Below are 13,609 nucleotides of genomic sequence, written 5' to 3' on the forward strand. Positions count from 1 at the left end.
AGAGAACATCAATCTCCGGTGAGGTTTCATGGTTGTGGTGGCGGTCCCGAGTGTGTCCGGTCACGGGGCCATCCAAATCGAGCTCGACGAATTAGCGACGAATGACCACTCCTCGATCTACGACGGCGACACCCGAGGAGCACTCGAAAAGCCGCTGGCGATCAGCCGTCACCTGTTCAGCGAGGCGATCCAGATGGTGACGACCTGCGCCTACGAGGTGGGCGACCAGATCGAGGCCATGGCGGAGAAGGCGCGTCCCGACGAGTTCGAGATGCAAATCGCCGTGAAGGTCGACGGCAAGGTCGGGGCGAAGATCGTGGAGTTGAGTTCGGGGGCGCAGCTCCTGGTGACGCTGCGCTGGAGGAAGCCGACTCCATGACCGAGGTACGGATTCTGCCCTACAGCCACGTCGTCGGGCAGACGGATCTGCGCCGGTGCCTGGAGCTGGCCTTCATCGCGCCGGGCATCGGCGGCGTGCTCGTCAGCGGCGAGCGCGGCACGGCCAAGTCGACCACGGTGCGGTCCTTCAGCCTCATGGCCCACGGCGGGCTCCCGGTCACGCTGCCCATCAACGCCACCGAGGACCGCGTGCTGGGCGGCTGGAGCATCGACGCGCTGATGACGGGCGGGACCGAGTGGCAGGCGGGTCTGCTGGAGGCCGCGGGCAAGCAGGGCCTCCTCTACATCGACGAGGTCAACCTCCTCGACGATCACCTGGTCAACATCATCCTGGACGTCACCTCGACCAACGTGCTCGTGGTCCATCGCGAGGGGCTCGACCGGCCGGCGATCGCCGTCAAGTTCACGCTCGTCGGCACCATGAACCCCGAGGAGGGGTGGTTGCGCCCGCAGCTTCTCGACCGGTTCGGCCTGCTGGTGCCGGTCAGCGCCGAGACGGCGGTCGAGCAGCGGCACGAGATCCTCCGCACGGTCCTGCGGTTCGAGGAGGAGATCACCAAGCCGTCCTCCCCGTGGCTGGAGCAGGGGGCCGCGCGGGATCGGGAGATACGCAAGCGCCTTGAATGGGCGAGGGCGAGGGTGGGCGAGGTGCGGACGCCGGACGAGATCCTCGGGCTCTGCTCCCGGATCTCGGCGAGGTTCGAGGTGGCCGGGCACCGTGGCGAGAAGGTGATGGCACTGGCCGCCAGGGCGCGGGCGGCACTGAACGGACATGGGGTCGTCACCGCCGAGGACGTCGGCGCGGTGGCCGAGTTCGCCCTGGCCCATCGCCTTCCCGAGGCGGTGTACGGAGAGTCGATCAAGTGGACCGCCAAGGAGCGGGACCAGCTGGACAAGATCATTTCGGGGTGACCATGGCCATGCCGACCGCATCGCGAGTGAGGTACGCCCTGGCGTGCGCCGCGCTCGACCCACGGCTCCGCGGGGTGCTCCTGTTCGACCTGGAGCCCGCCCTGCTCCTCGGCATCGGGCACTGGCTCGGCTCGCTTCTCGGAAACCCCCACCCGTACGTGCTGGGAGCGTCGGCCGTCGCGAACACCGCGTGGACCGGCCTGGCCTCCAGGCCCGCGTTCGGCGTCTCGCCGGGACCCCTCGTCGACAAACGTGGCGCTCCTCCCCTCACCGTCCTCGTCTCCGACCTCGCGAGGCTCTCGCTCACCGGGCAGCGGGCCGCGATCGCCCTTCTGGACGCCGACGTGGCCCACCTGGAGCGCGAGGGGCTCAGCGTGACCTGGGCGCCGCGGAGTCGGTGGGTGGCCACCTGCGCCCGCGCCGACGTCGGCCGGATCCCGCCCCATCTGCTCGACCGCTTCCCCCTGCGCGTCAACGCCGCCGGGTTGCACGCGGACCTGGAACCACCGGCGGAGAAGTGGCGTCGCGCGCTGGCCCGGGGCCGGTTGGCGACCATGCCCGACGAGGTCGCCCGAGAGGTTCTCGACCGTGTCCCGGCGGGCGTCGCCGGTGCGCGCCGTGACCTCGCCCTCGCCAGGATCAGCCGGGCGCTGGCGACCCTCGGCGGCCGTACGCGGACCACGAACGCCGATGTCAGGCGGGCGGCGTCCCTCCTGCGCCTCCCCGCGCCGCGCGACCGGGGGCACGACGCCGGTTCCGGCGACGGCGTCGCCCGAGAGCGGTACGACCCGGAAGCGGCGGGGAGAGCCGGAAGGCGCGGCGGGGAGGAGCCGTCACCCTCGGCGCGAGCGGACGGGTTCAACGTCGTGGCCCCGGCTCCCGCCCAGCCTCTCGCTCCAAGCCCCGTCTCCCCCGCCGACCCCGGCGGCCCCTACCCCGAGGACGACACCGAACCGGAACGAGACCCGGGGTCGCTTCGCTCGCCGACCGCGCGGCACTCCTCGTCGCGGCCGAGCCACGGCAGGTCCGTCGGGTCGCGGCCGGGCACCTTCGGCGACCTGGCCCTCGTCGCCACCATCCTCGGCGCCGCCCCCCTGCAGGCGCGGCGCTGCGAAGATCACTACTCCCGCCCGCCGCACCCTCTGCACCTGATCCCGCCGGACCTGAGGGTCCATCGCCGCAGTGCCGACCCGGCCAGGCTCCTCGTCCTCGTCCTCGACCACACGTGCAGGGCGGGCTGGAACTGGCTCGACGCCCTCGCCCCCTACCTGCAGTGGGCCTACACCGGCAGGGCCGGTGTCTCCGTGATCGAGGTCGGCGCGGCGGGCGTCGCCAACGAGCTCCGTGCCCAGCGGTTCAGCGCGTCCAGCCTGCTCGACCCCCGGGTCGTACGAGCCCTGGAACGGCCCGTGGGCCGCTGCACCCCGCTCGCGCACGGACTCGACCTGGCCGTCGAGACACTGCGCCACCGGCTCCATCTGGGGAGGATCCCCGCCGACGACGTGCTGCTCGTCATCGTCACCGACGGGCGCGGCAACATCCCGTTGCGCGCGAGCGCGACGGGCCGGCTACCCGATCATGTCGGCAGCGAGGGAGTGGAGGACGCGCTGGCGATGGCGCGAGAACTGAGCAGGATGAAACGGATCCACGCCGTCGTCCTCGATCCCGGCCCCCGGCCGGGCGCGGCCCTCACCCGCGCGCTGGCCGAGGCCTGCGGCGCCCGGCTCCAGCAGGGCGGTGAGCCACGATGAACGGCATGCCGAACGGGCTGCGCAGGGCACTGCTCAGAGGCGGACGTCCCTTCAACCCGCGCGCCGCCGGACCCACGCGAGCACAGGCTCCCCCGAACGGGGATCCCGGGGCGGCGGGGGCATGGGTTCCACCGGCCGGCGGCCCCGGGCCGGAAGCCGCCGCGACGCCCCCCCTTCGCCCTGCCCCCGTCGATCCCACCGCCGGCCTGCCCCCAGGACCGCCCGCCTGAACGTGTGGCGGGAGAGTGGCACCGGCAGGGAGAGCTACGGACTCGCGGGGGTCTGCTGCTGCGGCATCGCGCTCACCTATCAGAGGCAGCCGCAACAGGTGAAACCCTTCAGGTTGACCCTGGGAGACCTCATCCACGGCGGCGACGGCGGGGAATCCCCGACCAAGACGTTCCTGCGCCTCATGAGCTGGTCCAAGGACGCCAGCGACGGCCTCAGGGGCTTCCTCTCCGAGATCCGCCGGGCGCACGGCGACGACATCCGTATGATCATCGAGGATGTCACCGGCTACAGCCTCCCCTGGGAACTGCTGCGACACCGCGACAAGGGTCTGGCCGGTGAGTGGCTGGGCGCGCTGTTCCCGATCGCCCGCTCGGTGGGGACACCGCCCTCGGCGGTGACCAGATGCACCGGCGAGATCCTCGCCTACGTCGCTCCCGACATGGCGGGTGACCGTGCCCTGCTGGATCGATTCCAGACGACCCCCCGGAACGTCACTCTCAAAGACCTGCTGAATCTCCTGGACGCGGAGGGCGACCCCGTCTCACTGGTCTACGTGGCCTGCCACGGAAAGTACGGGAGGACCGACATCCCCCACTCCGCGGCCGAGATCAAACTCATCGAGGGTTCTCGCGACTCGAAGCGCGGGATCAGCCTTCGCGAGATCGACGGGCACGACCTGCTCCGCCTGGAACGGGACGGCGGGCTCGTCTTCCTCAACGCCTGCCACTCCGCCAGAGAGGGCGTCTACCCCGACCTCGACAACACCACGCTGCGCAGCTTCGCGAGGGTCTTCCTCCGCGCGGGGGCCTCCGGATTCATCGGGACCATTGGAGAGGTCGGCCGGAGGCACGGGTACGACCTGGCGAAGAGCCTGCTCGACGCGTTCACCGAGAGCCCGGACACGCCCGTCGTGGTGGCCCTGCGCGACTATCGGAGAAAAGCCGCGGCCCCGATCGTGGGCGTCCCCGGCGAGGACGACGAAGAGGCCGCCGCGCGGCTGCTCCCGTTCTTCTACGCCTTCATGTACGCGTACTTCGGAAGCCCGGAAACCACCCTGAGCCCGACGCCGCGCGAGGGGATCCGGTGAGCCCACCCACCATCCGGTTGGAGCCGCTGGTCAGCTGGCCCCAGACCATGACGGTGGGCCAGGAGTACCTGGTCACGGTGGATCTCAGGCTCGCGGAGCCCGGCGACGAGTGGCCCTACCAGGAGGAGGAGTTCGCCTTCAGCTGCATGCTCGACGGCGGGGAGCGAATCGCCGTCGAGTCGGTGGACGACATCTCGGTGATCCTCCACCGGTTCGGCGGCACGTACGGACCCGCCCGGTTCATCGTGACCGCGCTGGGAGACACCGGGGATCACCAACTCTGGCTCAGCCTCAGCACCCAGAGGGGCGCCACCGTCAGGACCGACCCCCTGCCCGTACGCATCACCGCGCTCGCGTCCGGCGAGGAGGATCGCCACCTCGACCTCCGGACCGTCCCCGAAAAACCCCGGCAGGAGAGGCTGTCGGGAGAGGAGGGGAGCTGGGTCGCCGCGATCCACCTGGAGGGCGATCCGGTGCCGGTGAGTGCCGGGGTGCTCGTCGACGACGGCCGGGTGCTGACCTGCGCCCACGCCCTTCTGGCCGGTAGCCCGCCCACGGGCCGGCTGTGGATCACCTTCCCCAGGGCGAACCGGCCGGCGCACCGGTACGGCGCCTCGGTGGCCCCGAGGACGGAGGCGAGGCTGGAGATATCCCGGAGCGACCTGGCGGTCCTGGTGCTCCGGGAGGCTCCCCCACCCGAGGTGCTCCCCGCGCCCGTACGGCTGAACGACGTGGACGACCTGGTCGGACGGCGGTGGTCGGCGGCGGGGCTGCCCGACCGCGAGGGCCGGAGCGTCGTCGTCAAGGGGGTCATCGACCCCGCTCCCGCTCACGGGAACGTCACGCTGACCGCCGACCCCGGCCATCGGCTGGATCCCGGCCTCAGCGGCGCCGCGGTGTGGTCGCCGGGCTACGGGGCCGTCATCGGAATGGTCCTGTGGGCCGACGGGCCGGGAAGCGGTGTGGCGATCACGATGCGGGAGGTGGACGCGCTGCTTCCCGGACGGCTGCGCGAGGGCCGCGAAGGGAGACCCGATGTCCTGGACCGGGACCGCCTGGCCCCGGTGCGCGCCGCGCTCCCGCCGGACCACGGCGCCGGGTCACCGGACGACCCGCCGGACGACCAGGCCGCGCGGGACGCCGCCCCCCGGCGGAAGCGGGCGGACGTGATCCTCGCCGTCGAGATGTCCGGGAGGAGCGAGGCCGTCCTGCGGCGCCGACGGCTGGCGGCGGCCACGATCGAAGAGCTGGCGGCCAGGTATCCCGGCGAGGTGAACGTGGCGATCGTCGGCTACACCTACCACGACTTCAGCCGTGGAGGCGACGGGCACCGGCCGGTGGTGACCGGCTCCTGGCTGGAGCCCGCGGAGAACGCCCTGACGTCCTTGGCGAATCTGACGTCGACGTCGGAGAGATTCCCGGGGGCAGCCCCCCTGGAAGACGCCCTGCACTACATCGACCGTCACCTCCCCTTCGGCGCCCCTGGCCGTCCCGTCGTCCTGCTGGTGCTGGCGAGGCAACCGCCCCACCCGGCCAGGGCGAGCCGAGGGACGGCACTCCCGTGCCCGCACCGCTACGACCACCAGCAGCTGACCGGGCGGCTCGCCGAACGCGGGGTGCGCCTCATGACCGTCATCGACGACACACCGGACCGGGCGTCCCCGCACCTGCGACGGCTCGGCGCCGACCATTCCGTGGAACTCCAATGGACCGAACCGGACGCCCTCGTGGACGCGATGGCCATCCAGCACCTCGCGCCCGCCAGGAGGCCGGCCGGCACGCCCGGGACCACGCCCAGGTACGCTCCGGCGCCCGAGCCCGGCCGGCGCGTACGCCGCGTCGGGCTGCTCGGCCCCGCGGGCAGCGGTAAGACGACCTTTCTCGCCGCGCTCAACGTGGCGCTCCTGCTCCACGACTCCGGCCTGTCGCTGCTGGGTGCCAACCCCGCGGCGGCCGATCAGCTCGTCACGCTCACCGGCGCACTCGTACAGGAGCGCAGGTTCCCCTCGCCGGACACCGCCCTGGATGACACGGATTTGATGATCTTGGGGAGCCGGTCGTCCCGGGGCTTCCTGGGGATGGGCCGCCGCGAGACCGGCGTCCGTCTCCATCTCGGCGTCATGGACACCTCCGGCGGGCCGCGCGAGGACATGACGCGATGGCTGACCGCCTGCGACGACCTGGTCTACCTCTTCGACCCCCTCCGTGAGCCGGAGAGCGACGACATCTACGACTTCTTCCTGAGCACGCTGCCGAGGCTCGGCCGGGACCTCGACGCGACCGGCCGCCTGCCGCAACGTCTCGCGGTCTGCGTCACCAAGTTCGACGACTTCAAGATCATGGAGACGGCGAAGCGGATGGGGCTGCTCACGACCGACCCCGAGGATCCCTTCGGGTTTCCCCGGGTGGTCGCCGAGGACGCGAAGGAGCTGTTCCAGCAGCTGTGCCGGATATCGGCCGACGGAAACACGGACATCGTGCCGAACGCCATCGCCCGTTTCTTCCACGAGGACCGGACCAGATACTTCGTGACCTCGTCGATCGGCTTCTACGCCCCCAGGAACGGGCCTTTCACCATGGACGACTACCAAAACCTCATCCCGACGGGGTCCGGTGACGAGGTCCGGATACGCGGCGAGGTGCGTCCGATCAACGTGCTGGAGCCGTTCCTCTGGCTGGCCCGCCCCTGAGCCGGGCCCGCCCGCTCTAGGAGCGTTTGCGGGACGTGAAACCGAGGCGTCGCAGGAGTGAGGGGTCGGTGCCGGACTCCTCCGGCCGGGTGGCGCGCGTCCGCGACGGACGGGCCTCCGGGGTGTCGTGCTCGGTCTGGAACTTCTCGAAGATCTTCGAGGTGATGCCCCCCTGGCCGAGAAGCTCGTGGAAGACGAGGTGCGGGAGCAACCGGCGGGCGGGGGCGTCGCACAGCAGCGCCAGCGCGGCGAGCAGCGGCACCGACAACACCTCGGCGTGAGCGGTGAAGGCCTCCCGCGCCTTCTCCGGGTCGAGGGACGGACCGTAGTCGATCACCAGCAGGACGAGGTGTTTCTCGAACTGACTGTCCGCGTCGGCCTCGTCGAGCCGCTCGACCGCGGCCGTGAGCCGCCCCCGCCCCCGCAGGGCCGCGCCGATGCCGGTCCGCTGGACGGGATCGGCCCAGCGGGAGGCGAGCTCCGAGCACACGAGCCGCACGACGGGCGAGGCGACCGGCTCCCGCTCCCCGGCGGCGACCAGTTCCTCGACGGACAGCAGGGTGAGGGCCGTCGCGGACTGGTACGGGTCGAGATGGCCGGCGAGCCTCAACGTGACGGCCGAGTCGGCCGCCGGCATTCTGGCCAGCGCGGTCAGCAGCCGCGCGGAGATCGGCTTCACGTCCTTGAGGATCTGGTCGAGCCCGTCGACGGTGAGCTTGGGCCCGTAGGCCACGCTCAGCACCAGATCGTAGAGACGCTCCTGAACCTCCGGGACCAGGGCGGCGCTCGGGGTCAGGAGGCGGCGGTCACTGATGATGTTGCGCCGGCGGCGCACACCGCCGTTCAGGGCGGCCGACCCCCGCAGCGCGTCGAGCCGGGCCAGATGCCCGGGGAGCAGGGCCGTCCGCCCGTCCTCGATGCTGTCGGCACAGGCGATCAGCAGGTCGTCGATCGACGTGGGGAAGGGCTTCGCGCCGGACTCGGCGTCCGACAGGACGGCCGCCAGGGTCTCCGCGGAGAACTTCCGCTGCTCGGTCTCGCGGGAGAACCGCGCGATCAGCTCCGCGAGGCCGTTCTCCTGCCTGCTCGTCAGCATCTTGTGGTAGCGGTGGGCGACGTCGTGGCTCTCGGGAACGCTCACCTCCTGCCTCCAGACGATGTTGAACGCGTTCTCCGACGGGTGCTCGGCGAAGAACAGCCTGCTCCGGTGCCCGGCCGCGGGCGGAGCCCACGTCGAGGCGATCAGCTTGGTCCTGAAGCCGTACGGGAGCAGCGCGGCCACCGTGTCCAGGAACCGGAGCCGGTCGAGCAGCGACGCTCCGTCGCCTTCGACGACGCAGACCCGCTGGCCGGTGAGCAGGAGGGCCGCCGCGCCCAGCTCGGTCCGACCGACGGCCTCGGCGACGGCATCGGCGTCCAGCGCCGGTGGGGAGACGACGAGCGGGCCACCGTCGGACGGCACCGCCTGACCGTCCAGCGCCCGGTAGAGCCCCTCGTAGGAGACGGGTCCGTAGACGGCCTGCGCGTAGGGCACGCAGAAGCAATGGGTGACCGCTATCCCGCGGCCCAGCCCGTCGAACGCGTCGGACCACTTCTGGACGGCGAGGAAGAGATGCGCGCCCTCGTCGGCGCCCGCCCTGGCGATCGTCACCTGCGGAAGCTTCCTGGGGGTCACCCTGGCGTACCGGTCGACGAGCGCGGAGAAGCCCGAGCGGCCGATCCGTCCTCGGCTGCAGGACAGGACGTCGTGCGCGTCCTTGCTTCCCGGGAGTATGCCCCACAGTGCCCACTCGGCTTCTATCAGCATGGCCGCCCCCCGCTCAGCGACCCGGGGCCGGGATGAGCATGAAGAACTCCACCAGCGCGATGACGGCGAATATGATCATCAAGAGGTACAGGGTCAGCGGAGGTATGAGAGGTCTGTCCCGGCGCCTGTCCCCGAACCGCTTCTTCTTCCCCGACGACTCGGCGGGGGTGAGGTGGCTCACGCCGGACTCGGATCCGAACAGCAGCTTCTTGACCAGATCGACGATCTCGGGGTCGAGCCCCGAGCCGCGCACGAGATTGAGGGCGGACTTCTTCACGGCCTCCCCCGCGCCCGTGCCGAACAGCGTCACCGCGGCGGCGACCAGCACCCCCGACCGCCCGCCCGAGGAGAGGAGGACCTCCTCGAACTCCTTGGTGCGGAGTTCCGGCCCGTAGGCCGCCCGTAGCAGATCGAGGAGCACGTCGAACTGGGCCCGGTCGCCAGCCGAATAAAGCGCGCCGAGCACGTCGGTGAGATAGCCGTGCTCGCGCAGGGCATCGGCGATCTCCGGGTCCTCGGCGCTGTCGCCGCCCCGCTTGACGAGCTCGTCACGGATGATCTGCACCACCCGCATGTCGGGGGGCTGCCGCGCGGCCATCGCGACCAGATCCCTGGTCTGCAGCGGCCTGAGCGTCGCCTCCAGCTCCTCCCGTCCCCGCTGGTAGGCCGCTTTCATGGAGGCGACCGGATCGGGAGGGGGTTGGCGGACGATCGCCGTCGCCGACATTCCAGCCGGCTGGGCCACCTCCCGGGTGATCTCGCCCGGCCGCGCGGGCGCGTCCGCCACACCGTATCCGGCCACCCGGACCACCTCGTGCAGAAGAGTCTCCAGCTCCCCGGGCAGGCCCTCTTTCGGCGACAGCAGCAGCCGGTCCCTGATGATCTTCTGGCAGCGGGCCCGCTCGTCATCCGAGATCAGCTGGCCGCGGCTCGCGACGATGCCGTCCAGCCTGCCGAGAACGTCCCTGAGCTCAGCCGTGCTCCCGTGTTCGAGGACGTCGGCGCACTCGGTCAGCAGCCCTTCCAGCGACTCCTGGGCGGGCGGTCGCGCGGGTGGGAGCGCGGACGTGGGCGGGAGCGGAGGCGCGGACGTGGGCGGGGGCATGAGCGCCGGTACGGACGAAAGGCTGAACCCCCGGAGCAGGTCCAGCGCACGGGACCTGCCGTTCCTGCCGAACGTGAGCGGTTCGGTGCGCGCGGCGAGCCAGTCGACCAGCTTGGCGTCCGGATCGTGACGTGCCAGCAGGGCGAGGTAGCGGTACGCGTCCTCCTCGTGGGCGGGGATCTCCGCCAGTTGTCCCCAGGTGATCGGATACGTCCTGGCGGGGACGTGCTGGGTGAACGCGAGCCTGATCTTGTGCTCCGCGGTGCTGCTGGCCCAGGTGGACACCGTCAGCCTCGCGCGCATGCCGTACGGGAGCAGCGCGGCCACCGTGTCGAGGAATCGCAGGCGCTCCTCCATCGGGACGGCCTCGCCCCCCAGGACGCAGACGTGCTGACCGGTCATGAGCAGCGCGGCCGTGCTCATGACCGTCCCGTTCACCCTCGCCGCCACCGCACCGGAGTCGAGCGTGGGAACGTGGACGGCGAACTGCCCGTCCATGGGCAGCGGGCACCCCTTGAGCACGTGGTAGAGGTCCTCGTAGGACACGGGGCAGGGAGATTGGGTGATCCGGGCGTACGGCACGCAGAAGTAGTGGGTGCGGGCGATCTTGCGGTGCCGCCTGTCCTCCTCGTCCGACCAGGTCTGGATGGCCAGGACCAGGTGCGCGTCGTCACCGCTGCCCACCCACGCGGCCACGACCTGGGGCAGTGTCTCCGAGGTGCCGATCGTGTAGACCGTTCTGATCTCCTCGAAGTCGTCGCGGCTGAGCAGCCCCTGGCTGCAGGCGAGAATCCTGTAGTCGTCACCGCTGCCCGGGGGTTTTCCTCCCACCGCCCATTCGAACGGCAGCTGCACCGTGCTCATCGGCCCGTCCTCCTGATCGGCTACGGCGCGGGAATCCGCTGTCCGAGCCAGAGCATCGGCTCCATCACATTGATCGGCCGCACTTCGCCGCGTATCAGAATCTCGGTGTTGCGCCTGGTGTCGGAGGACGGTTGACCGTCCACCGGCTTGGACACCGTCGGAACAATGTTCTGATAGTCGTCCATGTCGAAAATCCGCCTCTTGGGATCGGCATAAAAACCGATTGACGAGGTGACAAAGTACCTAATTCGGTCTTCACGGAAAAATCGCCCAATGGCATTCAGCACCATGTCGGCGTTCCCGCTCGCCGACACCCTGCAGAGATGCTGGAACAGTTCTTTCGCGTCCTCGTTCGCCACCCGGGGAAACCCGAAGGGATCCTCGGGGTCGGTCGTGAGCAGCCGCAGCCGCTTCGCCGTCTCCAGCACCTTGAAGTCGTCGAACTTGGTGATGCAGACCGCGAGATGGTGCGGCAGCCTGCCGTCCGTCACCTCGGACCTGGCGATCACCTGCTCGGCGAGCTGGGCCAGCGCCCCGTAGAAGTACTCGAACGCGTCGCCGTCCTCGTTCTCCCTGATGGGATCGAAGAGGAAGACGACGCCCCTGCTCTGCACCAGGTTGCGGAGCAGGTCCTGCTGGGCGACCCCCCGGTTGCCGCCGAAGGCCCCGCCGGGCGGGTCGAGCAGGTTGATGCCGATCTTGAGGGCACGGGCCGCCCTCGACCTGCGGAACCAGCGGGCCCGCCGCCGCTCGTGCCCGACCAGGAACCAGTTGTAGTTGTCCAGTCCCTGCGTCCCCTCGGGGAACACCTTGTCCCGCGACAGCGCCGTGGTCTTCTCCGTCAGGAAGCTGGTGGACTGGCCGTTCGCGCCCACGACGCGCCAGTTGCCCTCCTGCCGGAGCAGGGCGATGTTGAGCGCGGCGAGAAAGGTGGTCTTACCGCTGCCCGGAGCGCCCCACATCGTGATGTTGGGCTGCGGGAGTCCGGATCCGCTGTCGGGAGCCGTACGCTGCCCGCTCCACATGTTCGTCATGGCACCTCGATGAGGGGGAAGGGGATCGATCGGTCTTGAGGCGCCGACAGGCCGAGCTCGGCGCCGAACTCACGGATGTCCAGGGCGTCCAGCCAGGTCAGCGCCGTCGCACCCAGGCGGGACCAGACGGGGTCGGCCTCCCCGACGTCCCGGTCGCAGATCGCTCCGAACGCCATGCCCGGATACTGTTCGAGCCGGCCCAGCAGCGTGCGCCAGTCGTGCCGGTGCGGGCAGGGCAGGATCGTCCCGTTCACCCTGGGCGGATGCGGGGGGCGGTCGCCGACCGTGAGCAGCACCGTCCGCCCGGCCCCGCCGACGGTGAGCCGGCCGACCACCGCGGCCAGCATGTCCTCCAGCTGCGCGCCGTGCGGGTGACCGTCCGGCGCCGGGGGGCGCCCCTCCAGGCCGGTCAGCGAGGCCAGCGCGTCTCCGGGAGAGACCAGCCAGTCCACGACCTCCACCTCTCCGTCGGGGACCCTCCGGTCGTAGGAGTGCGCGCCGTAGGTGACCAGTGACACCTCGAGGAGGCCGGGGGCGCCCGCGGACATCGTCGCGACCATCTGGTGGAGGCGCTCCAGGCGGTTCGCGACGTCACCCGGGGCACCGCTGATCTCGACCGCGCAGATGAGGTGCTGCGAGTCGCTCCGGCTGTCGAGCCCGTTCGGCACCGCGGCGACCAGCTCGGCCCAGCCGCGGTCGTCTCTCACCAGGCCGGGCAGGCCGGTGAGACGGACCTTGCCCGGCCTCTCCAGCTCGACCGTGAAGTCGTAGTGTCCGGGAACGAGCCGCGCCGACTGGAGCGACAGAAGCAGCGGCCTGCGGCCCCAGGCCACCACGGCGAAGGCGGTGCCCCTGTCGTCGCCCGACTCACAGTACGCGGTGACCTCGACGGTCGCGCCGGGCCGCGCCCCGATCGTGAACAGCTGGTGGGCGGCGAGCTCGAACCGGCCCGTCGCGACGCTCCGCTTCAGCACGACCAGCTCGTACGGACGGTCCAGCGGGTCGTTCACGACGACGTCGCGAAGCAGCGCGTCGACCCGCACGTCCGCCTGGACGAAGGCCGCCGCCTCGGGGAACGCGGCGTGCAACCAGGTCAGCGCCTGGCCGGCCAGGGGGCTGTCGGGGAAGGAGCACACGAGGATCAGCGCGGCGCGGGAGGGGACGCCCGCGGCGCGGATGACGGCCTCCTCGGTGGGGTCCTGCCGCGTGAGGTCGCGCCCGGGACCGTCCCACCCGCCACCGGCCGCCAGGGAGGTCCACGGGACGACCGGGTCGAACCTGCAGCGCGGCCTGCCCAGCTCGTCGCGGCGCAGGTCGAACGTGGTGATGCCGTCGGCGGCCACCTCCACCACGGTCAGCCGCCTGGACTCGTCGAGAGCCGCGACCGCCCCGGCGAGGGCCTTGCGGAGCAGATCCTCACCCGGATCGGGCACCTGGAAGCCTCCGTAACGCGTCTGAAGAAAGGCGTGGACTACTGTCGGCGCGGCGGCCCCTCCCGCCTCGGAATCCCCTCGGCGAGTTTCCGAACAACCGCGGTGTAATTGTCTTTCCAACCTTTGTCAGCGTCGCGCCGGCCGTGCCAAAGATCACCTCCGGCGCTTCCCACGGACTCGATTTCCCTGCGGTATAAGGAATCACACCTTACGGAATTATAATAGTGTCCACGTCATGGCGATGCTTCCAGCCCATGATCTAAGTTCATAACCGTGAGCCCGGTCGCCATTCGGAA

At 70.7% G+C, this 13,609-nt stretch carries 9 protein-coding genes; 5 read left to right on the forward strand and 4 right to left on the reverse strand.

The features are described from left to right. The first annotated feature begins 37 nt into the window (after positions 1–37). From ABD817_RS11555 to ABD817_RS11575, 5 genes are all read left to right on the forward strand, one after another. Entirely contained in the window at positions 38–379 is a 342-nt protein-coding gene (locus ABD817_RS11555) for a CU044_2847 family protein (RefSeq protein WP_344917815.1), read from the forward strand. Beyond that, positions 376–1,311 (forward strand): AAA family ATPase, encoded by a 936-nt coding sequence (locus tag ABD817_RS11560; protein ID WP_344917816.1) that lies wholly within the window; start codon positions 376–378, stop codon positions 1,309–1,311. The genes ABD817_RS11555 and ABD817_RS11560 overlap by 4 nt, the downstream gene beginning before the upstream one ends. An 8-nt stretch (positions 1,312–1,319) precedes the next feature. Beyond that, complete coding sequence (locus ABD817_RS11565) at positions 1,320–3,062, forward strand: hypothetical protein (RefSeq protein WP_344917817.1); 1,743 nt, start codon at positions 1,320–1,322, stop codon at positions 3,060–3,062. A gap of 232 nt (positions 3,063–3,294) precedes the next feature. Beyond that, positions 3,295–4,380 carry a CHAT domain-containing protein gene (locus ABD817_RS11570; RefSeq protein ID WP_344917818.1) on the forward strand — a complete coding sequence of 362 codons (1,086 nt, stop codon included), beginning with the start codon at positions 3,295–3,297 and terminating at the stop codon, positions 4,378–4,380. Continuing rightward, positions 4,377–7,070, forward strand: coding sequence for a trypsin-like peptidase domain-containing protein (locus ABD817_RS11575; protein ID WP_344917819.1), 2,694 nt, complete (start codon positions 4,377–4,379; stop codon positions 7,068–7,070). Before ABD817_RS11570 ends, ABD817_RS11575 begins: the two co-directional genes overlap by 4 nt. A gap of 16 nt (positions 7,071–7,086) precedes the next feature. Here ABD817_RS11575 and ABD817_RS11580 read toward each other — a convergent pair whose 3' ends face one another. Genes ABD817_RS11580 through ABD817_RS11595 form a run of 4 tightly spaced genes read right to left on the reverse strand, consistent with a single transcriptional unit; the run spans position 7,087 to position 13,313 of the window. Next, complete coding sequence (locus ABD817_RS11580; RefSeq protein ID WP_344917820.1) at positions 7,087–8,877, reverse strand: hypothetical protein; 1,791 nt, start codon at positions 8,875–8,877, stop codon at positions 7,087–7,089. A 13-nt stretch (positions 8,878–8,890) separates the two neighbouring features. Beyond that, the gene (locus tag ABD817_RS11585; protein ID WP_344917821.1) at positions 8,891–10,846 is read right to left on the reverse strand and encodes a hypothetical protein; all 1,956 of its coding nucleotides are present in this window, start codon (positions 10,844–10,846) and stop codon (positions 8,891–8,893) included. 20 nt (positions 10,847–10,866) lie between these two features. Next, positions 10,867–11,880 (reverse strand): DEAD/DEAH box helicase family protein, encoded by a 1,014-nt coding sequence (locus tag ABD817_RS11590; RefSeq protein ID WP_344917822.1) that lies wholly within the window; start codon positions 11,878–11,880, stop codon positions 10,867–10,869. Beyond that, positions 11,877–13,313, reverse strand: coding sequence for a hypothetical protein (locus ABD817_RS11595; protein ID WP_344917823.1), 1,437 nt, complete (start codon positions 13,311–13,313; stop codon positions 11,877–11,879). The genes ABD817_RS11590 and ABD817_RS11595 overlap by 4 nt, the downstream gene beginning before the upstream one ends. Positions 13,314–13,609: the final 296 nt, after the last annotated feature.

This window comes from Streptosporangium oxazolinicum, assembly GCF_039537505.1.
In the GTDB taxonomy this organism is placed as follows: Bacteria; Actinomycetota; Actinomycetes; order Streptosporangiales; family Streptosporangiaceae; genus Streptosporangium; species Streptosporangium oxazolinicum.

Excerpts from the sequence above, each read along its gene's own strand:
- ABD817_RS11580 (WP_344917820.1), bottom strand. The coding sequence starts at position 8,877 with ATGCTGATAGAAGCCGAGTGGGCACTGTGGGGCATACTCCCGGGAAGC.
- ABD817_RS11565 (WP_344917817.1), top strand. The coding sequence starts at position 1,320 with ATGCCGACCGCATCGCGAGTGAGGTACGCCCTGGCGTGCGCCGCGCTC.
- ABD817_RS11590 (WP_344917822.1), bottom strand. The coding sequence starts at position 11,880 with ATGACGAACATGTGGAGCGGGCAGCGTACGGCTCCCGACAGCGGATCC.
- ABD817_RS11560 (WP_344917816.1), top strand. The coding sequence starts at position 376 with ATGACCGAGGTACGGATTCTGCCCTACAGCCACGTCGTCGGGCAGACG.
- ABD817_RS11585 (WP_344917821.1), bottom strand. The coding sequence starts at position 10,846 with ATGAGCACGGTGCAGCTGCCGTTCGAATGGGCGGTGGGAGGAAAACCC.